A 22,868-nucleotide genomic window follows, 5' to 3' on the forward strand; every position below is an offset into this window, starting at 1 on the left:
TTTTTATTGTTTTTTAGTTGTCAAATGGAATTCGCCATTTAACATCTTGGTTGGTATCTACTCGATTGTTACGGCTCATTTCATAGCAGTGTTTTTTATAATCTATATCCTATCGAAAACTCCATAGCCTCTGCTTTGGCAGCATGAGATCTAACCGTTAGCGCCCCAAATATGTTTTTAGTAAAATAATATTGAACTCCCGCTCTAAGATACGTTTGGCCTTCAAAATCGTAAGGGTAATACACATAGTACCCTACCTGTGTAAGTACAGAAATTCTATTTACTCTTAATTCGTGCCCCAAAAACATCCCTACTCGTTTAGCATCTTCATCACCAGTAGTTCCGTCATTAAACCCTCCTGTAGCTCTAAAATCTATATAACGTTCTAAAGCTTTAGAAAAAAACACTTCTGCTCCCAATTGAATGGTACTTTTTTTATTCAACCTCTTATCTACAAAACCTCCAAATGTATAAAAAGGAAATCGCCCTGATCCTACTACATCACTTTCATTAACTCCACTTCTAAAAATAAAACCGTAACCAATTGGCTCTCCTCCTTTAAGATCTCCTACTTCCTTGGCTACATATTCTGGGGTTTCCTGATCTAATGTATAGGTTATTCCTGCATTTAAAAACAATGTATTTGTACTTTTATTTGGTGCTTTAGAATTTCCATTAGAATAATGAACGACTCCCAAGCCTGCTTGCAACCCAAAACCTTTAAAAAGATTCTCTTTTTTAGCTTGTAACAAAGCATAGGTCCCACTGGATAGATGTGTACCATGGGCTACATTTCTGTAATTATCATCTTCATCATAAGGATTTGTGCTATACCCGATTCCTTGGCCTATTCTAAGATTTAGATATCTTTTTAAGAAATAAAAATTATAATGAACAAATAGTCCTAAATGCGTTCCCAAAAACTCATTATCCATATCTTGATATAAAAAGGAAACACCATAATCGGGATAATTATATAATCGTTGCCATTTTTCATCTCCAAATGTTTTGCGCTGAAAGGAAAGAATCACACCAGAAGGATGACCCGTAATTAAATGCGAAATATCGGGATTATGTTTTAGTATGGTACCATAAAAGTTATTGACATCTAGCGTATAATGTATTTTAGATCCTGTCTGAGCATACGTACCAAAATGAACGATAAAGATGAGTAAATAAATCCTTTTTATCATCCGGCAAAAGTATGATAGACCTTCGAAGTTTCCAAACACTGATAGGCTTGGTTTTATCCCAGTTTCACCAAAAACACACAACACACTAAAAATCAAATAATTAAAAAACAAAAATCTAACCACATTGCTACAAAAGGTTGTAAATAAGGTAGCCAGCAACCTATGTGAAAATTTAGATTCTGCCAGAATTTGAATTTCGATTAACTTATTTAAACCTATAACAAAACCCTTGTAATAGTGAGTTTAAATTCATTATTACAAGGGTTTTTTGTATTGAGTATTATGATATAATACTTATCGTCTGCAAGCACTAGAATAACTAACGGTTGCATCTTTTTTCCATTTATCTAAATACGATGCAGTAGGGTCATCTACCTGGATACAACTAAAATAAGGATTGTCTTGCTCTTGTAACTCTGCTCTTATCAACCTATCGTTTGTTCCGTTCTTTATATTTAAGTAACGAAGTTTATTATTATTACATTTTAGATAACGTAAGTTGTTATTTTTGGCTAAATGCAGTGTAGTAATCTTGTTATTATAACAATATAGCCCTTTTAAAGCTGTATTTTTGTTAACATTCAATAACCTAAGTTGATTACCATCACAATGAAGTGTTCCTAAAGCTGTATTTTTCGTCACATCTAAAGTAGTGAGTTGATTGTTAGAGCAAGACAATACATTTAACGCTGTGTTTTTACTTACGTCTAACGTTTTTAGTGGATTATCTGAACAAATCAAGTAATGTAGTGATGTGTTTCTATTTAGATTTAGTGTTGTGATCTTATTTCTACCACAATTCAGATACCCTAATCTTGTACGTTTGCTTACATCCAGATTAGTAATTTGATTATCCTGACAAAACAAACCAGTCAACGCCGTATTCTGGTTAACATCCAGAGCTGTAATTTTATTATAACCACAATTCAGACTTTTCAACACAATATTTTTACTTATATCCAACGTAATAAGTTGGTTGTTGCTACAATCCAGATCTTTCAACTTAACATTTTTGCTTACATCCAGTGTACTGAATTGATTACCACTACAACTTAGAGAGTTCAATTTAACATTCTCATACACACTCAACGAAGTAAGTTGATTGTAATTACAACTCAGATCGGTTAAATTAACAAAGTATTCGATTCCCGAGAGGTTAGAGATATTTTTAAAATCTAGATAAAGTGATGTTACATTTTTAGCCTCTCCTATAGAGATTTCGTTATCATTATTTGTATCTACATAACCTTCAAGTAGTGCTTTTTTAAAATTAGAATCGGGGAATACAATATTGCCATCGATAACATCTGCTTTTTTTGCTTTACCTAGGATCTTACTTTTTGTAGCGTTTGTAGTTTCGTGAGTTAGAGTTTCATCATCTTTAGAGCATGACACAACTATTGCGCTGATGAATAGCACAACAAAGAATTTCAAATTTTTCATTTGTTTTAGTTTAAAGTTTTTAGAGTATTTTTCTATTACTGCAGTAATCCAGGTGTAAAAATCCGTTTTGTGCAGGATGAAAAGTTCCCTGTAAACAGTGAATCTGATAGAAAGCAACTATTTTACACTGTTTACACTTCATAAAAAACCCTGCCAGATCCTAATCTAACAGGGGTTACACTAAAATTATAAATTTAAAATTGGCAATAATTGCCGTTCTCTTATATTTAAGAAAGAATGGTTTTTTTAAAATACTCCTTCGGCAATTTTTCTAATATTATCAGATTTACCCATCGAATAATAATGTAATACAGGAACTCCATACTCCATCAGTTCTTTAGACTGTTGTATTGCAAATTCGATTCCTACCTCCCTAACTTCTTTATTGGTTTTACATTGCTCTACTGCCCTCACCAATTCATCTGGCATATCCAGTTTAAAAACCTGAGGTAATAATTGTAAATGTCTTTTTACTGCTACCGGTTTAATCCCTGGGATTATAGGTACATTAATTCCTGCTTCTCTAGCTCTTTTCACGAAATCAAAATATCTTTTGTTATCAAAAAACATTTGGGTCACTACATAATCTGCTCCCGCATCTACTTTGTCTTTTAATCTTCTGATATCAGAATCTATAGAAGGAGCTTCCATATGTTTTTCTGGGTAGCCGGCAACTCCGATGCAAAAATCGGATTTGTTATCCGTTTCGATCACTTCATGAAGAAATTTTCCTTTATTCATATTCAATATCTGCTCTACCAGCTCATTGGCATAACTGTGCCCTCCTTTGGTAGGGGTAAAATATTTTTCTTCCTTCATTGCATCACCACGTAAAGCCATTACATTTTCAATACCTAAATAGTGACAATCTACCAATAAATATTCTGTTTCTTCTTTGGTAAAGCCGCCACATAATACATGAGGGATTGTATCTACATCATATTTATGAGTAATCGAAGCACAAATACCTACAGTACCTGGTCGCATACGGGTTAGTTTTTTATCTAACAATCCTTCTCTATCTATATAAATAAATTCCTCCCGAGACGTAGTTACATCAATAAAAGGAGGATTAAACTCCATTAATGGATCAATATTATCATATAATTCTTGTATACTTCTTCCTTTTTGAGGCGGTATTAATTCAAAAGAAAATAATGTTTTTTCTTTAGCTTTTTTTATGTGATCTGTTACTTTCATCTAATCTATAATTCCTGATTCTTCGTTTATCATTTTTGGTATTAGGATAATTGTCATTATCTGTATTTTAAGACTTATGCTTTTAATATCTCTGTATCATATTACAAAGTGTTAACATGAAGTCTCTTTTTTACAAAATACCTTATTCTTTATTTTAATTGACTATATACCATATTGATTTGTCCTAAATGATATATATCATGTTGTATCACCCCATTTACCATATATCCATTTCGATATTGACGGCCAGCTACTTGTTCATTCAGCCATGAATCTGGTTTTGCTAATAGCAATTCGCATATTATATTTTGAGTCTCAACTAATTCTTGAAGAGTTTTTTTCTTTTCTTTTTCATTTTGTATTGAAACATTTTTTCTCCAATCCTTTTCAGAATTTAATTCAATATCAAAAGCTCTATTTTCTTTTAGTTTTTCGATAACAAACCCTCTCCAATCTATAAGATGATATACTAGTTCTGATACGGAGTGCGACACTTTTTTTGGCTTTTTATCCCAAAAAATTGCGGGAATATGCTCTAGCGATTTTAATATAGAATTTCCAAACCATGGCTCTCCTTCAAAAACCTCATCATACTTTCTAATGCTATCTTTTATACTCATTGGGTTCGTATTTATTTAATCTACTATATTGGGACTTAACCATTTTTTTGCATACTCAAGATCTACATCTTTACGTTCTGCAAAATCTTTTACTTGATCTTCTTTTATTTTTCCTAACCCAAAATACCGAGCTTCAGAATTGGCAAAATAATATCCAGATACAGATGCTGCAGGCCACATAGCCAGGCTTTCGGTTAATTCTACCCCGATTTGTTCTTTAACACGAAGTAATTCCCAAATCGTTATCTTTTCGAGATGATCCGGGCAAGCTGGATATCCAGGAGCAGGTCGAATACCTTTATATGCTTCTTTTATTAATTCTTCATTGGTTAATGATTCATCATTAGCATATCCCCAATCTTCTATACGTACTTTTTTATGCAAATATTCTGCAAAAGCTTCGGCTAAACGATCTGCTAATGCCTTAATCATAATAGAATTATAGTCATCGTGATCAGCTTCAAAAGCCTCAGCAAGTTCCTTCGTTCCAAAACCTGTTGTTACACAAAAACATCCCATGTAATCTTGAATTCTGCTTTCTTTTGGGGCAACAAAATCAGACAAAGCAAAATTAGGCTTGCCAGCATGTTTTTTTAGTTGCTGGCGTAGTGTTCTGAATGTAAAACTTCCTTCTTCTGAAGACACCTCAATATCATCATCGTTTATTGTATTAGCCTCGAACAATCCATAAATAGCTTTGGCTACTAATAATTTTTCATCAAATACTCTTTCTAATAATTCTCGTGCATCTTTAAATAAGGATGTGGCTTGTTCACCAACTACAGTATCAGTTAAAATAGCAGGGTATTTACCATGTAAGTCCCAGGATCTAAAAAATGGTGACCAATCGATATAAGGCTCTAGTTTTCTTAAATCAAAATCTTCTATAACCTGAACCCCTAATTGATTTGGTGTTACAATTTCGGAAGTTTGCCAATCAATCAAATATTTGTTCTTTCTGGCCTCTTCAATACTTAGATATTCTTTTTGTTTTGTTCTTTTTAGAAACCCATCTCTAAATTTCTCATAATCTTCTTTGAGATCACCTATATATTTTTGGTTACTTCTTTTATTCAACAAATCACCTACAACTGTTACTGCTCTTGATGCATCATTAACATGCACTACTGCATTTTTATATTGCGGATCAATCTTAACTGCGGTATGTGCTTTTGATGTGGTCGCCCCACCTATTAATAATGGAATATTGAAATTTTTACGTTCCATTTCTTTTGCCAGGTGAACCATCTCATCTAATGATGGGGTTATTAAACCGCTTAACCCAATGATATCTACTTGTTCATCGATTGCAGTCTGAATAATTTTATCTGGAGGAACCATTACACCAAGATCTACAATTTCATAATTATTACATCCTAATACTACCGAAACAATATTTTTACCGATATCATGCACATCACCTTTTACCGTTGCCATCAAAATGCGGCCATTAGAATCATTTTCTTTTACTACGCCCCCAGAAAGTGCATTCTTTTTCTTTTCTTCTTCAATAAATGGAAGTAAGTATGCTACTGCTTTTTTCATTACTCTGGCAGATTTTACTACCTGAGGTAAAAACATTTTACCAGATCCAAAAAGATCACCTACAACATTCATCCCTGTCATTAAATGCCCTTCTATAACCTCTATAGGTTTATCTACACTTAGTCTTGCCTCTTCTACATCTTCTACAATATATTGATCAATCCCTTTCACAAGGGCTCTTGTAACTCTATCCTGCAATGATTCTTCTCTCCAGGAAAGATCAACAACTTGTTCCTTTTTTGTTCCTTTAACGGTTTCTGCAAAATCTAATAGTCGTTCGGTAGCATCATCTCGTCGATCCAGAACTACGTCTTCTACATGTTCTAAAAGATCTTTGGGAATATCATCATACACCTCTAGCATTGCCGGGTTTACGATTCCCATATTCATCCCGGCCTTGATTGCATGATACAGAAAAACAGAATGCATAGCTTCGCGAACCGTATTATTTCCTCTAAAAGAAAATGAAACATTACTTACACCTCCACTTACACTACTATGTGGGAGATTTTCTCTTACCCATCGTGTGGCTTCAATAAAATCGATAGCATTTTTACGATGCTCCTCCATTCCGGTTGCAACCGGAAATATATTTAAATCAAATATGATATCTTCTGGAGGAAATTTTACTTTATGAACCAATAGATCATAAGACCTTTTTGAGATTTCTATACGACGTTCATAATTATCTGCTTGCCCTACCTCGTCAAATGCCATTACAATCACAGCTGCGCCATATCTTTTTATAGCTTTTGCATGTGATATAAATTCTTCTTCACCTTCTTTAAGACTTATAGAATTTACCACACATTTTCCTTGTACCACTTGCAATCCAGCTTCGATGATTTCCCATTTAGAGCTATCTATCATAATGGGTACTCGGGCAATATCAGGTTCTGCCATTATAAGGTTAAGAAACCTTACCATTGCTTCCTTACCATCGATTAAGCCATCATCCATATTGATATCAATGACCTGTGCTCCTCCTTCTACCTGATGTCTTGCTATATCTAAAGCTTCATCAAATTTTTCTTCCTTGACCAAACGCAAAAACTTGCGTGACCCTGCTACATTAGTTCGTTCTCCAACATTAATAAAATTCGTTTCAGCAGAAACAATCATTGGCTCCAGACCAGAGAGCTTAAGATATTTTCTTTTTTCCTTAGTACTCATATGCTATACTTCTACTCCTACTACTCTTGGTTTATAATCTTTTGCTAAATCTGCTATTGCTTTGATATGTTCTGGAGTGGTCCCACAACAACCGCCGATAATATTTACTAAGTTTTTTTCCATGTATTCTTTAATCTGTTCTGCCATTTGTTCTGGTGTTTCGTCATACTCTCCAAAGGCATTTGGTAATCCGGCATTAGGATGTGCAGATATTCCAAAGCTTGCTTTCTGAGCTAAAACTTCTAAATAGGGAGTTAATTGATTTGCTCCCAATGCACAATTAAATCCAACAGACAACATCGGAATATGAGATAGTGAAATTAAAAATGCTTCTGCCGTTTGACCCGATAATGTTCTACCACTTGCATCTGTTATCGTACCACTTACCATAATTGGAACATCGATGTTTCTTTCATCTTTTACTTCTTCAATTGCAAAAAGTGCTGCTTTGGCATTTAATGTATCGAAAATGGTTTCTACCAATAAGATATCTGCGCCTCCATCTAATAATGCTTCAACTTGTTGTTTATAAGCGATTCTTAATTCATCAAAAGTTACTGCTCTATATCCTGGGTCATTTACATCGGGAGACATACTTGCTGTTCTATTTGTAGGACCAATAGATCCTGCTACAAAACGAGGTTTATGAGGTTCTTTTTCGGTCAACTCATCTGCTACTTCTTTGGCAATTTTTGCCGACTGGTAATTAAGTTCATAGACCAAATCTTCCATTTCATAATCAGCCATAGCTATAGTTGTTCCCGAAAAGGTATTGGTTTCTACAATATCTGCTCCTGCCTCAAAATAAAGTCGATGTACCTCTTTTATTGCTTCAGGTTGAGTAATGCTCAACAAATCATTATTACCCTGTACAGGAACAGGCCAATCCTTGAATTGTTCTCCTCTAAAATCTTCTTCTGTAAACTTATGCCTTTGCAGCATGGTCCCCATAGCTCCATCAAGCACAAGGATTCTCTCTTCTAGTATTTTGTATATGTCTTTCATCAATTATCAAATATTATTGTGTATTCCAACCGTAATCTATACTAAGTGTAGATCAAACACAGGAAAAACAAAACATTATTTAATTCTTTATTTAAGTAAAGAATAGTGTATCAAGAAAACTAAATGGAAAACATAGCTTAGCTATGAGCTTTGGTTATCTATACCGTTCAACGGATAGAATGTAGCACCTTCTTTACAGGATAAAGGGTTGCTAAGGTTTCATAGGGTCTATTCCCTCCACCTTTCTCGATAACAATTAAAATATATATGAACTAAACAGCAATTGCTGTTATTTTAAGTACAAATAAAAGGCATAGCCTTTTGTTATGCAAGTTTATTTATTAATTTCACCTTGTATTAACAAAAAAAGATTACCCAAAAGGATAATCTCTATTCTACATCTATATATTTATATTACCTTCGAAGCTCTGAGCCTCCAAAACCTCCTGTGTTATGTCCTAGAGAGATATAATTTGGCCCTTCGATAAATCCTCTTAGAATTCCGCCATTATTTGTATTTCCTTTAGGGACATCAACCCAATCTAACCATAACTGGCTATAGAAACGACTCCCCCAGGCAACATTGGACCATGTAGGGCGACCATTTACAAAATTGCGTTCTCCAAACCAAACTACCATATTACCTATTTGTCTGATATAGTAAATCCCTCCATCATCGCCAACCCATCGGCCGGTAATATTATTGCTGTCATTTACAACTCCAAATCCCGCCTGACGTGGACGAGGGAGGTGAGAAGGTCTTACGGTTTTTGTCCAAACTGAACCTCCAAAATTACTCCCGGATATTTTGGTAAAACCGCTTCCAAAACAACCTATAGACAATGTTAAACTCCCACTTCCTGCTATTTTACCTTTAGGCACATCATAAAAACTTCCGGTAATTGTTTTACCATTGATACTACCTTTAAAAACATTAGCCCAAATACCTGATGGATGTTCTCCAAACCAGTAAACCTTATTTCCAATATGCCTAACATAATAATGCCCTCCATCATTAGCATAATAATACCCGGACAAATTTGGTATAATCGAGCACCAATCGATATCTATGATATCAATATTGATTCCGTTTTCCTTCAAATAATTCTTTTTTGCTTTAGTTAGGAATTCTTCTTGTTCTACATTTAACGTACTTAATTCTTCGTTTACAATTGATTCTTTTTCGCAATTTGTAAATAATAACATACTTGCTATCAAAAGAATGAAAACGCCTAAATTAAATCGATTTTTTTTTGTTTTCATACCCTCTATTTTTTTGTTTTTCTATACTTCAGATATGTTAATTCTCATTAAACAAATACCATTAGTAATGTCTTTAAGTTTATTTTTTCAATTCAAAAATACAATCAAAACAGATCAAAAAACGGGGTCAAAAGCCCCATTTTATATAGGTGTAATACATCTATTACAGGAGGAAAACACCTTCTGTCTCTAGTAGTTATTGCAACAAATTTATTTGACAAGGGGTCTTTATAAAAAAGAGCTTAACAACAAATACTATTAGATATCATGAACGAATTAATTTCTAAAAAAAGTTGGTGGAATCGAAACTGGAAATGGACACTTCCTACGATAGGGATAGTTGTTTGTATATTCGTGTTTTTTATGATGACTGGTAATGCTGCATTTAGATATGGATCTGTTTATGTTCAACCTAATCTTACAGAAAACGCACTTGAAATAGCTAAAAAAAATGATCGTGTTATTGAAAAATTAGGCGAGCTATCTCCAATAGATTTCTTTCGATTACTAGAAGGAGAAGTCGAATATTCAAATCACAACACTTCAATTGCATTAACTGTTGGAATCAGAGGCACCAAAGGAAAAGCTAAACTGGATATCGTAGCCAATAAAAAAGGAGTTAACTGGGAATATCAAAAAATTACCGTTAGAATTAAAAAACCAAAAAAAGAATCTATTACAATTCTGGAAGAATAATACAATTAAGACTCCGGGGCTAATTCTATTTCTAATCCATCCAACTCGGGAGTAATTGGGATTTGACATCCTAACCTACTATTATCCTCTACATAAAAGGCTTCTGCTAACATCAAATCTTCATCCTGCCCCATTTCTGGTAATTCGTGATCAGATAAAATATAGCATTGACAAGAAGCACACATGGCCATTCCCCCACAGGTTCCTTCTACTGGTAATTCATAAGCTTTACAAATTTCCATTAAATTCATAGCCATATCAGTAGGTGCTTGTATCTCATGTACTACACCTTCTCTATCTTTTATTTTTATGGTAACATCTGACATATCTTTTTATTTCTGTTTACAAATATAATCAAAGACCTTACCGATTTTATTTAAGGTCTTTTACATTTTATTTTAAATTGTTTAGCGTATTTTATTTAAGGGTCGTATCTCGTTTTTTTAAACCAGTAATTATGAAGATTTTGAAGTATCAAATATACTGAATCTTATAAAAAATCATTCAAATAATAATCATTTATTAACATCTATTTTATAAAAACTAAACCAATAAAAAAAAGTGCCTTTTAATGAAAAAAATAAAATCAATACTATCATCTACCTTTCATCATTATTATGCTAAAGAAATAGAACGAAAAAAGAAGACATCACAGTTTTAGCTTATATTTTTTTTGTTCTAACCAGCCCGTAAAAACGACTACTAATAAAGAAAAGATAAAAGATATAAACAGCCCTAAGCCTGAAGAGTTCAAAATATCAGGAAATTTAATATCGGTAATGGCATACATTGGATACAAAAGATAAGGGATCATATAACATGTTAATGTTGCTGTACCTGCCGGAGCAATTATCTTTGCCCAACTAGTTTGTTTTTTCACATCTGTAATGTAATACAATATTGCAAACATAAGAAAACCTATTCCTGTGCAGATAGCTAACCAAGATGGTGTTCCTTGTATTTTAGAAATACCCCAATATGGTCTGGTTGCTATTCCATAAATAATATGTAGTACCCCTAATCCTATTAAACTTATATATCGCCATTTTATATTTGTTCCTGATAGCTTTTTAAATATTAATGTTGCGACAATACCTGCTGTAGTAAATGCAGGAATAGTACCTGTATATAATGTAGAGAACAAAGTAATACTATCATTTTCGAAAATTAGCTTATCGGTCTGATTCAATATAGAAAGTAGATTAAAAACCACCCATAAAACAACTATTATCACAATATTCCTTTTACTATATAGGTAAATTAACCCGTTTATAGCATAGGCCCAACCAATAAGCCCCAAAATACCCCACCATTGTATTTTCATCCAATTTTCTCCTTGAGGACCTCCATTGTATATAACTGCCAAAAAAATAAGTATAATAATTCCTAAAGCCTGAAAATAGACATGCCATTTTTTTTGAATTGGGCTTTTTTTCCAATTCATCCAAATTAATAGTACTGCCAAGGCCATAAGTAACCCCCAAAAATATTTTCCAATAAGAATGCTTTCATGGTGAGCTGTTTCATAGTTTACCATAAAAAAACCAATTAACAGCAATGAAAAAGATCTTATAATTATATGCTTTGCTATTGAAGTCTTACTTTCTTTTTTAGCAAGTCTATTTTCGATTGCATAAGGAATACTAAGGCCAACAATAAATAAAAACAACGGAAAAATAATATCAGAAAATCCCATATAATCTTCACTAGCAGTCGCATGTTGAAGCCACTTAGGAATATCTGTAAGTGTCCAGAAGTCATTTACCCAGATCATTAAAACCATTGTTAAAGCTCTAAAAATATCTATTGATGCAATTCTCATATTTAAAAATCTGCATTAATTGTTTTTTGCAAGACTTCCCAATGTGCATCTGTCATCCTATTTGGTGTAAATAAACAAATGCCAGTGGCTCCATTTTGAATAGATTCAATAATTGCAGCTTCTAATTCTTCGGGTAATAATCCATGATTTTCGGGATCTGCTTCATTTGCCTTATTTTTAGGTTTCGGACAAATGAATAAACCACTATAAACAGGTTTCTTATTATTAACAGCAGTTACTTCTTCTTTTGTTAGTTCGCCAATCCATTTTGTATCTTCTAGATAGAAATCATTATAATTCATAGGGAAAAATGCATCCAAATTCCATTTATCCCATTCTTGTCTTACTAGTTTTTTTGCAATAGAATTTGGCCCTGGAAACACTGCTGCATTAATCACTTTATTTTTACCATGCACTACATCTGCTAATTTATTCACCGTTTTAGTTATCAAATCATAACGAAATTGTTTCCATTCTTCGACTTGTGAAGGATGATCTTCAGCATCTTTAATATCTATGCCTGATAACGTTTTAAAATCATGAACACATTTATCACAGTAACAATAATCAAATTGAGGATATTCTTTATCCATTACCAGGTTATATTTTTCCCATAATCCTTTTGCCAAAATCACATCTGGAAACCGTATATAATCTAGATGAATTCCATCTACTTCTTCTACATCAGCAACACTACTGTATAGGCTATTAAGAAAATCATACACTTCATCTTTATTAGGGCATAAAAACTGATAGTGCGAAACATATGCTGGTTTATCATATGCAGATTCACCATTTCGATTAATAGCGTACCATTCTGGTTTTAATTTTGGATTAGAGTTTTGTATCATGGTCGGTATCCATGCATGAAATACCATCCCCGTTTGCTTAACAATTTTACCGACTCTTTTATAGGTTAAAGGGTCATGACCTGCAGAATACATTAAACCATCTATTCCTTTATTTTTTAATTCCTGAAATTGTTTTTTTAATTCTTCATCTGATGCATTTTCGGGTAGATGCGCCCATGCATAAACAGGTATTTTGTTTTTAGTAATTACATTTTTTTCAGTTTCAGCTTTATTTTTACAAGCAATTAACACAAAAACAATCGAAAGAATAGAAAATAGCTTTTTCATAAGAACGTTTAAAAAAAATTAGAACCATAGGTAAAGAAAAAAAACAGAGTTTAAAATTTTTTTCTACAAAACACATCATTTCATAGAAGTACAACCTATTTTGTAATCTATTATACCATTTTAATAACATTAAAATGAGATATTGAAACAATTTAACCTTGGTTCATAGGGTTCTAAAAAAGGACAGGTGTATACCGAAAATTAATTTTTCGGTATACACCTGTTTTATTTTTAAAATAAACTCTTTTCTAATTAATAGCTTTTACTACTTCTTTTTTAGCCTCTTTTTTAGTTCCATCAAATCCTTCTACTCCACCAACAGTTGTATATTTCATCACATACTTTTTATCTGGAAAGATTCTTTGATAAGCACTCTGACACATAATGGCTGCTTCATGAAAACCAGAAAGAATTAGTTTTAGTTTTCCTTTATATGTATTTACATCGCCAATAGCGTAAATTCCCGGGATATTAGTTTGGTAATCGTATGAATTATCTACTTTGATCGCATTTTTTTCGATCTCTAATCCCCAATCTCCTATTGGTCCTAATTTTGGAGATAATCCAAATAACGGGATGAAATAATCTGTATCTAAAATAATTTCACCTTTTGTTTTATGTTTTATACCAACCGCTGTAATGTGATCATCACCTTTCAATTCTTTTACTTCAGCTTCAGTAATCAGGTTTACTTTTCCTAATTTAGAAAGTTCTGCTACTCTTTCTACCGAATCTAAAGCTCCACGAAATTCGTTTCGTCTATGCACTAGAGTTACTTCACTGGCAACATCTGCCAAGAAAATCGACCAATCTAAAGCGGAGTCTCCTCCTCCTGCAATTACAACTCGTTTATCTCTATATACTTCTGGATCACGTATGATATACGCTACTCCTTTATCTTCGAAATCTGCAATATTTGGGATCGGTGGTTTACGAGGCTCGAAAGAACCTAATCCTCCTGCAATTGCAACTACTGGTGCATTATGTTGCGTTCCTTTATTGGTAGTTACCAAAAAAGTATCATCTTCTAATTTCTCGATAGTTTCTGCTCTTTCTCCTAGAGTAAACCCGGGTTTAAAAGGTTTTATTTGCTCCATTAGGTTATCTACCAATTCTCCTGCAAGTATTTCTGGAAAACCAGGAATATCATATATTGGTTTTTTGGGATATATTTCTGAGCATTGCCCACCTGGTTGTGGTAAGGCATCAATAAGATGCGTCTTTAACTTCAGTAATCCTGCTTCAAAAACAGTAAATAGTCCTGTTGGTCCCGCTCCGATTATTAAAATATCAGTCTTAATCATTTTTCAACTTCTTTTTTTCCTATTAATCCTTTAGTAAATTCGTTTAGTGTCTCCACTTTTTCTTCAAAATTACCTTTTATTGTTTTTCTGTACTCGTTTAAATTTTTAACTAAATCATCAATATTTTCAGGTATCGCTTCCTCAAAAAACTGACGTAATCGTTTGGCTGTAGTCGGTGATTTCCCATTAGTAGAGATTGCCACTTTTACATTGCCTTTGGTTACAATCGCGCCCATATAAAAATCACAATACGGCGGATTGTCTGCTACATTAACCAGTATACTTCGTTTCCTACAATCTTTATACACCTGCATATTAACTTTAGGAACATCTGTGGTAGCAATCACAATATGTTTTCCTTTGAGAAAACGTTTGTGATATTTTTTATGTATCATTTCCACTCCAAACTTATTCGCTAATGCTATTGTACCTTCTCTAAACATTGATGATACTATAGTCACCTTAGCATCTGGGCTGGATTTTAATAAGAACGTAAGTTTTTCTTCTGCTACATTTCCTCCTCCTACGATAAGGGTTTCAAGGTTTGCAGCCTTTAAAAAAACTGGATATAAATTGTTTCTTTCTTTCATCTTTAAGCTAGTCCAAAACTATTAAGATACAATTTCTTCTCGAACTTCATTATAAATAGAAGCTAGTCGAACTCGTTGGGTTACCACTTCCCCTATTATAATAATTGCTGGTGAGGATAATTCTTTTTCTAAAACTACTTCCTCAATATTCTCTATTGTACTGTATCCAAACTTCTCTTTTTCTGTGGTTCCGTTTTGGATAATAGCTACTGGAATGTCTTGCTTATTTTCGGCAGCAAAGATACTAACTATTTCATTCAACTTACTCATTCCCATCAAAATTACCACAGTTGCATTTGATTTTGCTGCCAGGCATATATCCTGTGATAATTTGTGGGATTTTGTGGTTCCTGTAATAACCCAAAAACTTTCTGAGGATCCTCTTTTTGTTAATGGGATTCCCTGGTATGCTGGAACAGCTAAAGATGATGATATCCCCGGAACCATATTGGTCTCTACATCAAACTGTTGCACGTAATCAATTTCTTCTGCTCCACGTCCAAAAATAAAAGGATCTCCTCCTTTTAATCGCACTACATGCCCATGGCTTTTGGCTCTACTTACTATTAATTCATTAATCTGTTCTTGTTGATATGCATAGCATCCTTTTCTTTTACCAACAAATATCTTCTCTGCTTTAGATGCATAACCCAATAAGGTTTCATTAATGAGTGCATCATATAACACCACATCTGCAGACTCTAAAGCTTTAATTGCTTTTAGAGTGATCAAATCAGGATCTCCCGGACCTGCTCCTACTACTGTTAATTTTGGTGTTTTATTATTCATTATTTTCTTTATGCATTTTCTACTTCAACAGCTCTGAATTCCTGCACTTTTTGCAAAAATTGTTCTGCATTTTTAATATAATCTACTGCAAAATCTCTGGTAGGTGCATTTTTTTGAAGTTGATAAATCAAGTCGGCAAATGTTCCTTCTAATTGTACTTTTCCGCTTGCAACAAATTCTTCATCAAACTGATTTATAATTTTGGCATGCGTATTCGTTTTTTTATTTTCGGCTAACAACAATGCTTTTGCTGAGTTTACTAATGAGCTGTATGCGTGATACACAGCATCAGAGTATATCTCATTTTCAAAAGATATTTTTGCATTTTCTATTTTCTCTTCACTTTCTAAGAATAAGGTAGCTATTAAATCTATAACTACTCCCGCACATTCTCCCACACCAATTGCCTTCACATAATTCTCTTCTGTCCCCCAATCGATAAAATCTTCTTGGGTAAGATTATCTACATTGGATAAATCGGTAAGAAAGTCATAGAAATACTTTTCACCTTGATCGGTATAGTACTCTATAAAAGTTTTTCCATTTGCATTTGCTTCAAAATCATTAAGAATTCTTCGTAATGCTTCTGGTCCTCTTCTACTAGGTATTTTTACTACTTTATCTGCAAAACGACCATTACCACCTCCTAAGTTTCCTCCTCCTAATAGTACTTGTAATGCGGGTGCAACTAATTTATCCTTAGTTCGTACTGACATTCCTTGAAAACCAATATTTGCCATATTATGTTGCCCGCACGCATTCATACATCCGCTAATTTTGATCACTAAATCTTCTTTTTCAAGATATTGAGGATATTCTGTCTTGATTATACGTTCTAGTTCCTCGGCAATACCTGTACTACTGGCAATTCCTAAGTTACAGGTATCTGTTCCTGGACAAGCTGTTATATCTACTGCTTTGTTATATCCTGATTCTACAAATCCTAATTTCTCTAATTCCTGATAAAAGAACGGTACTGCATCTTCTTTTACAAAAGGAATCAAAATATTCTGACGCAATGATAATCTTATCTCTCCGGCTGCATATTTCTCTACTAAATCCGCCAGCAATCTGGCTTTATCTGTATAAAAATCACCCAATAGTACTTTAATACCTATAGCTACGTATCCTTCTTGCTTTTGAGCAATTACATTGGTAGATTTCCACAGGTCGAAAACTTTTTGGTTTTTGATCTGTACTTGAGGTATTTCGGTTTCAACCGGAGTTGATGTTTTATATGATTCTGCATCGATCACAACAGTTTTTTGAGCTATTGCATTTTGCTCTGCTTCTATTAATTCTTTGAATGCTTCAAGACCTATGTCTTTAAGTAAAAACTTCATTCTTGCCTTGGCTCTACTTTTACGTTCCCCATGACGATCAAAAATTCTCAATACCCCTTCCATTAAAGGAATGATCTTTTCTGATGGCAAGAAACTGTATAATTCATCTGCATGTCTTGGTTGTGATCCCAATCCACCGGCTAACATTACTTTAAATCCTCGAACTCCATTTTCAATTTTAGCAATAAAGCCTAAATCATGCATATAGGATAGCCCGGTATCTTCTTCGGTTCCTGAAAAAGAGACTTTAAATTTACGCCCCATTTCCTGGCAGATAGGGTTTCTTAAAAAGAAGCGAAATAATGCATCTGCATAAGGTGATACATCAAAAGGTTCTTTTGGATCAATTCCGGCAGTTTCTGATGCGGTTACATTACGAACTGTATTACCACAAGCTTCTCTTAACGTTACATCATCTTTTTCTAACTCTGCCCATAGCTCAGGAGTCCTATTTAAATCTACATAATGAATCTGAATATCCTGGCGTGTCGTAATATGTAGTCTTCCTCTAGAATACTCATCAGAAACTTCACAAATACGTCTTAGTTGATTACTCAACACTTTACCATAGGGTAACTTAATACGAATCATCTGCACTCCTTCCTGGCGTTGGCCATATACACCACGCGCCAAACGAAGGCTACGAAACTTCTCTTCATCAATCTTACCCTTATGGAATTGCTCAATTTTATTAGCTAATTCTATAACGTCTTTTTGAACAATTGGGTTTTCTATTTCGGTTCTAAAACTTTGCATCTTTTTTCGTATTTCTGCCTTTAAAAAAGGTCATAGTTATGACTTTTGTATGATGGTTTTATTATTCTAAATTTCTTGTTTTCTTCCTATAAAGAATGGCTTATATTTATTCTATAAAACCAACTCCTGAAGTTGTATTGGTTTGTGAATCTATTAATATAAATGATCCTGAAGCTTTATTCTTACTATAAGAATCAATTGCTAAAGGTTTGCTCAACTGTATCTGAACTTTTCCTATTTCGTTTAAACTCAAAGCATTTTTTGAAGTATTATCTCCAGAAAAATCGGTTGCTATAGTTCCGTTTATACTCTTCACTTTTGCTAGAATTCTATTGCTTCCGCTTTGTATAAAGTAATTCGTTCCTGGATTTAGATCTTTACCGTCCATCCAGCATACTGTTGCGGTCAATTGTTTTTCTACCCGAGGCTTCTCTGATGATTTTACAATCATATCTCCTCGACTTACATTTACATCATCTTCTAAGGTAATAGTGCAAGAACTTCCTCTACCTGCAGTATCAAATTTCTGATCAAAAAAGTAAATTTCTTTTACTTTTGATGTAGTTAATGAAGGTAAAATTGTTACCTCATCTCCAACAGAAAGGTCGCCTCCGTATAATTTACCTGCATATCCTCTAAAGTCATGAAACTCATCTTTTTTAGGACGAATTACGGTTTGAATTGGAAAACGTACCTGAGCTTTTTCATACACATCCTGTGCATCTAATTTCTCTAAGTGTTCTAGTAAAGTTTGCCCGGTATACCATGGGGTATTCTCAGATTTATCTACCACATTATCGCCCTGCAATGCACTTACCGGGATGAACGTTATATTCTGTTCTTTGTAATCACTTTTTTCGATCAATGTTTCAAAATCGGCTTTAATAGCTTCATATTTTTCCTGAGAAAAATCTACCAAATCCATTTTATTAACTGCTACAATCACATCTTTAACTCTTAACAGATTATTGATAAAAAAGTGACGATAGGTTTGTTCTATTACACCTTTACGAGCATCTACCAAAATGATAGAGGCTTGTGATGTCGATGCTCCTGTAACCATATTTCTGGTATATTCAATATGTCCGGGGGTATCTGCTATAATATAACTTTTGGTTTTTGTAGAAAAGTAGATATGAGCAACATCAATAGTAATCCCTTGTTCACGTTCGGCTACCAATCCATCTGTAGCCAACGAAAAATCTAAATAATCAAAACCATTGGCTTTACTTCTGGTTTCAATTGCTTCTAATTTATCTGTTGTTAATGATTTTGTATCATATAGAATACGACCGATCAAGGTACTTTTACCATCATCTACACTTCCTGCTGTTGCTATTTTTAATACATCCATCTTATTTTGGTTGATGGTTAATAGTTTTTTGTTGAAGGTCTTTTTTATAACTCATAAAAGATTCCTTACTAATACTATCACCAATTATTTTGATCCTTAATTTATATTTTCACTAATCATTAGAAAACTAATAACCAGCAACTAATTTTAGAAATATCCTTGTTGTTTTCGTTTTTCCATCGCAGCTTCAGATCGTTTATCATCGATACGAGCTCCTCGTTCTGAAATTGTAGATTCTCTGATTTCTGATACTACTTTATCTATAGTAATTGCATCAGAAAGGACTGCTGCGGTACATGACATATCACCAACAGTTCTAAAACGCACCATTCTTTCTTCTACCACTTCATCATCTTCTCTATACACAACATCATCTTCGGCAGACCAAATCATCCCATCTCTCACAAATGTTTTACGGGTATGAGCAAAATATATCGACGGAATTTCGATTCCTTCTTTTTGGATATAACTCCATACATCTAATTCTGTCCAGTTACTAATTGGAAACACTCTTACATTTTGGCCTAAATCAATTTTTCCGTTAAGGTGATCAAACAATTCAGGGCGTTGGTTTTTCTCATCCCATTGACCAAAATCATCTCTAACAGAGAATATACGTTCTTTGGCTCTGGCTTTTTCTTCATCTCTACGAGCTCCACCAATAGCTGCATCAAACTTAAATTCTTCCAGAGCATCCAAAAGTGTGGTAGTTTGTAAGCTGTTACGGCTAGCATATTTTCCTTTTTCTTCTACAACCTTGCCTTGATCGATAGAATCCTGAACATTGCGAACAATAAGTTCTACGCCTAATTCTTTAACTAATCGATCTCTAAATTCTATAGTTTCGGGAAAATTATGTCCCGTATCAATATGCAATAAAGGGAAAGGGATTTTTCCTGGATAAAATGCTTTCTGAGCTAATCGTACTAAAGTAATAGAGTCTTTTCCTCCAGAAAAAAGCAATACTGGTTTTTCAAACTGTGCTACTACTTCTCTAAAAATATAAATTGCTTCACTCTCCAAAGGATTTACCTTAAGAACAGATGCTCCAGCCAGATTACCTGCTGTCCCTTCTAATTGTTCTATTTTCTTTTCTAGTATTTCCATTCTTATCTTTTTCGTAATTTATTAGTTAGTATGTAATCCACACTCTCTATTTTCCAACACTTTAGTTGGATCAAAATATTTAAATTCGTTAGGTAATTTATGTTCTTCTAAATACACATCTAACTCTTCATCACTGTAATAGTAAAATGGGCTTACTTTTAAAACTCCATCTTTACCCATACTTGCAATATCCAAGGAATCTCTAAGTGCCGTTTGTCCTTTCCTTAGGTTTGTAAACCAAACATCGGGAGCAAAATCAGACATTGCCCTTCTAAATGGTTCTAATTTTACTTGTTCTGTAAAAATTTTGTGTTTGGGATCATCAATATCCGGAATCCCCATAGTTACATCTCTATGCGCTGTGGTTTGCTTAGGTACATATAATTTAATATTCAGTCCTAGCATATCAATAACCTCTTCGGCATGTCTATACGTGTTTGGAGTATTGTATCCAGAGTCACACCATATTACCGGAATGTCTGATAATGCTTTTGAGCAAACACTAAGAATTGCAACCTCATATGGCCTAAAATTAGTAGTTACAACCGGAGTTTTCGCATTTAAAACTGCCCATTGTGCAATTTCTAAAGGTGTTTTGTCCTTTAGAGATTTATTTAAATTTTCTATTTCTTTTTCTGTTAAACTCATAGCCTACTATACTTGTTTTTCTACTATAGCAATTATTTTCCCCATTTAATACGATTCCAAATTCTTTCGTGAAAAAAATACAGAATCATTTTTGTCACAAAATCAATAGATGCAATCGAAGTAGCAAGAGCAATCTCCCCCGTTAACACATAAGACACTATTAATGTATCTAATGTACCCACGACTCTCCAGCTTACTGCTTTTGCGATACTACGTATTGGTTTCTCAGAGGTTTTATCGTCCTGATACGTTGTTTTCTGCGTAGCCACTTTATCTAATATCATTTGATCTAAAATCATTTTTTTTCTAAAAACTCTATTACCCTATCGGAATAGTAGATTATTAAACAAATGTATATATAATATTTTGTTTATAGCACAAAAATCTCAAAAGTTCTTGTAGAAAATCATAAGAATTATGATATCTTCAACAAAAACCCTAGTAACTTAGTAGATTATTAAATCAATCCCAGAATCGTTAGATAATTTATTGAAGAACACCCTATTAAATTTTTATTAATTATCCTTAAAAATCACATAAAAAGAGATTTTGTCTAGAAAAAATGACAATATGTGAATTTCTAACTCGTTGATAAAAGTAATATTAACCCAAAATACATAATCGAAATGAAAAGATTTGCAATGCTTTTATGTTTAGCAAGTACCTTACTATTTGTTTCTTGTAACAACGATGATGATTCTCCAATTGAAATTGATCAATCCTTAATCCCTGGTGAGTGGAGTCTTTCGGATGTCAAATCTGAAAATGGAAAAGTTACTGCTACCATTGAAAACATACCTGTGAGTGGTAGTTATTCTATATCGGGTAAAGATTATACTGCAGAAGCAACTTTTACAGAAGTTTCTGATGCCGATAAACCCAATACTTTTATTAGCTCTGGAGGGTTTACATTAGTGGCAAAAATAACTATCCCTACACAATCTATTGATTATGAAGAATCAATTCCAGATTTTATTGGAGCTGGGGAGTGGAAAATAGATGGGACCAAATTAATTACTACTGTTGCCGAAAAAGACGCGTCTTTTGATATTATTGCATTAACAGCACAAACCATGAGTATAAAAAAAGACATCAAAGAAACAGTCGAACAACAAGGAATTACTTTTGAAGTTACCGGAAGTCAAATTTTTACTCTGACAAAAAAATAAGGCGATAAACCTCTAAATTCTTTGAATAAAAAAACTGAGAAATTTCTCAGTTTTTTTATTTGCTCATTTCCCTAAAACCTGTTTTTATAATCAAAAATACATATTCCCCTGTTTACGGGGGTCTATATCCTATATTGAAATTTTAAGTTTGAGAAACTAAATTATAGAATTGTTCATTTAACCAATAATACCCTGATTTAAAGGTGCAATTCTATTCATTCTTAAAACAAATTACATTATGAAAAAAATTTTAAACTTAGGAGGAGTTACCTTATTAAGTAAAAACGTTCAAAGTCAAATTTTGGGTTCGCGCAGCGGGACTCCTTGTTATCAAAACGGAAATCAGTGCTGCAGAGAAACAGGTAATGGAAGTCTCTGTGATGTAGGGCAATGTCTACCTAATGGATATTGTGTGTATTCTTAAAACAAATTATATCATGAAAAAAATTTTAAATTTAAAAGGAGTTTCCTTATTAAGTAAAACCGAACAAAGTTCAATCTCTGGTTCGGGAGGAAGAGGTTTTGGTTGTTATCAAAATGGATATCAATGCTGTACCTGGAGAGGTGGAGTACGTTTATTTTGTGATGCAGGTACATGCATGTCAAACGGGCGTTGTCATTTTATATAACCGTAAAAATTAATTAATTTTCATCAAAAAAATGCTCTGAAAAATTGATCTTCAGAGCATTTTTCATTTTATATCAATAC

21 protein-coding genes and 1 riboswitch are annotated in these 22,868 nt (G+C 33.4%); of the genes, 3 read left to right on the forward strand and 18 right to left on the reverse strand.

Annotation, left to right across the window (positions count from 1 at the left end):
• Positions 1–95 precede the first annotated feature (95 nt).
• The 7 genes from Z053_RS0111200 to Z053_RS30070 form a co-directional block, all read right to left on the reverse strand.
• Positions 96–1,193, reverse strand: a complete 1,098-nt coding sequence (locus Z053_RS0111200) for an acyloxyacyl hydrolase (protein ID WP_035095851.1) — start codon at positions 1,191–1,193, stop codon at positions 96–98.
• 294 nt (positions 1,194–1,487) lie between these two features.
• Positions 1,488–2,636 carry a leucine-rich repeat domain-containing protein gene (locus tag Z053_RS0111205; RefSeq protein ID WP_025665104.1) on the reverse strand — a complete coding sequence of 383 codons (1,149 nt, stop codon included), beginning with the start codon at positions 2,634–2,636 and terminating at the stop codon, positions 1,488–1,490.
• 246 nt (positions 2,637–2,882) lie between these two features.
• A complete protein-coding gene (gene metF / locus Z053_RS0111210; protein ID WP_025665105.1) occupies positions 2,883–3,836 on the reverse strand; it encodes a methylenetetrahydrofolate reductase [NAD(P)H] in 954 nt (317 codons plus the stop codon).
• A 149-nt stretch (positions 3,837–3,985) separates the two neighbouring features.
• Positions 3,986–4,456 carry a DinB family protein gene (locus Z053_RS28360; RefSeq protein ID WP_025665106.1) on the reverse strand — a complete coding sequence of 157 codons (471 nt, stop codon included), beginning with the start codon at positions 4,454–4,456 and terminating at the stop codon, positions 3,986–3,988.
• A 15-nt stretch (positions 4,457–4,471) separates the two neighbouring features.
• Entirely contained in the window at positions 4,472–7,174 is a 2,703-nt protein-coding gene (metH, locus tag Z053_RS0111220; protein WP_025665107.1) for a methionine synthase, read from the reverse strand.
• Positions 7,175–7,177: 3 nt separating this feature from the next.
• On the reverse strand, positions 7,178–8,179 hold the full coding sequence (locus Z053_RS0111225) for a homocysteine S-methyltransferase family protein (RefSeq protein ID WP_025665108.1): 1,002 nt from the start codon (positions 8,177–8,179) through the stop codon (positions 7,178–7,180).
• A gap of 151 nt (positions 8,180–8,330) precedes the next feature.
• Positions 8,331–8,435: riboswitch (SAM riboswitch) on the reverse strand.
• A gap of 158 nt (positions 8,436–8,593) precedes the next feature.
• The gene (locus Z053_RS30070) at positions 8,594–9,442 is read right to left on the reverse strand and encodes a hypothetical protein (protein ID WP_051476036.1); all 849 of its coding nucleotides are present in this window, start codon (positions 9,440–9,442) and stop codon (positions 8,594–8,596) included.
• Between the two features lie 267 nt (positions 9,443–9,709).
• On the opposite strand from Z053_RS30070, the gene Z053_RS0111245 reads away from it, so the two are divergent.
• Positions 9,710–10,138, forward strand: a complete 429-nt coding sequence (locus Z053_RS0111245; RefSeq protein ID WP_051476037.1) for a cytochrome c oxidase assembly factor Coa1 family protein — start codon at positions 9,710–9,712, stop codon at positions 10,136–10,138.
• Between the two features lie 5 nt (positions 10,139–10,143).
• On the opposite strand, the gene Z053_RS0111250 is transcribed toward Z053_RS0111245, so the two are convergent.
• The 11 genes from Z053_RS0111250 to Z053_RS0111300 form a co-directional block, all read right to left on the reverse strand.
• On the reverse strand, positions 10,144–10,464 hold the full coding sequence (locus Z053_RS0111250) for a 2Fe-2S iron-sulfur cluster-binding protein (RefSeq protein ID WP_024770655.1): 321 nt from the start codon (positions 10,462–10,464) through the stop codon (positions 10,144–10,146).
• Between the two features lie 323 nt (positions 10,465–10,787).
• The gene (locus Z053_RS0111255) at positions 10,788–11,960 is read right to left on the reverse strand and encodes a heparan-alpha-glucosaminide N-acetyltransferase domain-containing protein (protein ID WP_025665111.1); all 1,173 of its coding nucleotides are present in this window, start codon (positions 11,958–11,960) and stop codon (positions 10,788–10,790) included.
• Between the two features lie 2 nt (positions 11,961–11,962).
• A complete protein-coding gene (locus tag Z053_RS0111260; protein ID WP_025665112.1) occupies positions 11,963–13,099 on the reverse strand; it encodes a glycoside hydrolase family 10 protein in 1,137 nt (378 codons plus the stop codon).
• 248 nt (positions 13,100–13,347) lie between these two features.
• Positions 13,348–14,403: an NAD(P)/FAD-dependent oxidoreductase gene (locus tag Z053_RS0111265; protein WP_025665113.1), complete on the reverse strand. Its 1,056-nt coding sequence runs from the start codon at positions 14,401–14,403 to the stop codon at positions 13,348–13,350.
• Positions 14,400–14,993, reverse strand: a complete 594-nt coding sequence (locus Z053_RS0111270; protein ID WP_025665114.1) for a precorrin-2 dehydrogenase/sirohydrochlorin ferrochelatase family protein — start codon at positions 14,991–14,993, stop codon at positions 14,400–14,402. Before Z053_RS0111270 ends, Z053_RS0111265 begins: the two co-directional genes overlap by 4 nt.
• 21 nt (positions 14,994–15,014) lie before the next feature.
• Positions 15,015–15,782 carry a uroporphyrinogen-III C-methyltransferase gene (cobA, locus tag Z053_RS0111275; protein WP_025665115.1) on the reverse strand — a complete coding sequence of 256 codons (768 nt, stop codon included), beginning with the start codon at positions 15,780–15,782 and terminating at the stop codon, positions 15,015–15,017.
• Between the two features lie 8 nt (positions 15,783–15,790).
• Positions 15,791–17,881 (reverse strand): HEPN domain-containing protein, encoded by a 2,091-nt coding sequence (locus Z053_RS0111280; RefSeq protein WP_025665116.1) that lies wholly within the window; start codon positions 17,879–17,881, stop codon positions 15,791–15,793.
• A gap of 106 nt (positions 17,882–17,987) precedes the next feature.
• Positions 17,988–19,235, reverse strand: coding sequence for a sulfate adenylyltransferase subunit 1 (locus Z053_RS0111285; protein WP_025665117.1), 1,248 nt, complete (start codon positions 19,233–19,235; stop codon positions 17,988–17,990).
• 147 nt (positions 19,236–19,382) lie between these two features.
• The gene (gene cysD / locus Z053_RS0111290; protein WP_025665118.1) at positions 19,383–20,342 is read right to left on the reverse strand and encodes a sulfate adenylyltransferase subunit CysD; all 960 of its coding nucleotides are present in this window, start codon (positions 20,340–20,342) and stop codon (positions 19,383–19,385) included.
• A 21-nt stretch (positions 20,343–20,363) separates the two neighbouring features.
• Positions 20,364–20,990 (reverse strand): phosphoadenosine phosphosulfate reductase domain-containing protein, encoded by a 627-nt coding sequence (locus tag Z053_RS0111295; protein ID WP_025665119.1) that lies wholly within the window; start codon positions 20,988–20,990, stop codon positions 20,364–20,366.
• A gap of 32 nt (positions 20,991–21,022) precedes the next feature.
• On the reverse strand, positions 21,023–21,289 hold the full coding sequence (locus Z053_RS0111300) for a DUF2061 domain-containing protein (protein ID WP_025665120.1): 267 nt from the start codon (positions 21,287–21,289) through the stop codon (positions 21,023–21,025).
• Between the two features lie 327 nt (positions 21,290–21,616).
• On the opposite strand from Z053_RS0111300, the gene Z053_RS0111305 reads away from it, so the two are divergent.
• Together Z053_RS0111305 and Z053_RS0111310 are read left to right on the forward strand one after the other, a co-directional pair.
• Entirely contained in the window at positions 21,617–22,159 is a 543-nt protein-coding gene (locus tag Z053_RS0111305) for a hypothetical protein (protein WP_025665121.1), read from the forward strand.
• Positions 22,160–22,596: 437 nt separating this feature from the next.
• On the forward strand, positions 22,597–22,788 hold the full coding sequence (locus tag Z053_RS0111310) for a hypothetical protein (protein WP_025665122.1): 192 nt from the start codon (positions 22,597–22,599) through the stop codon (positions 22,786–22,788).
• Positions 22,789–22,868: the final 80 nt, after the last annotated feature.

The sequence above is a fragment of the Aquimarina megaterium XH134 genome, assembly GCF_000520975.1.
Taxonomy (GTDB): Bacteria; Bacteroidota; Bacteroidia; order Flavobacteriales; family Flavobacteriaceae; genus Aquimarina; species Aquimarina megaterium.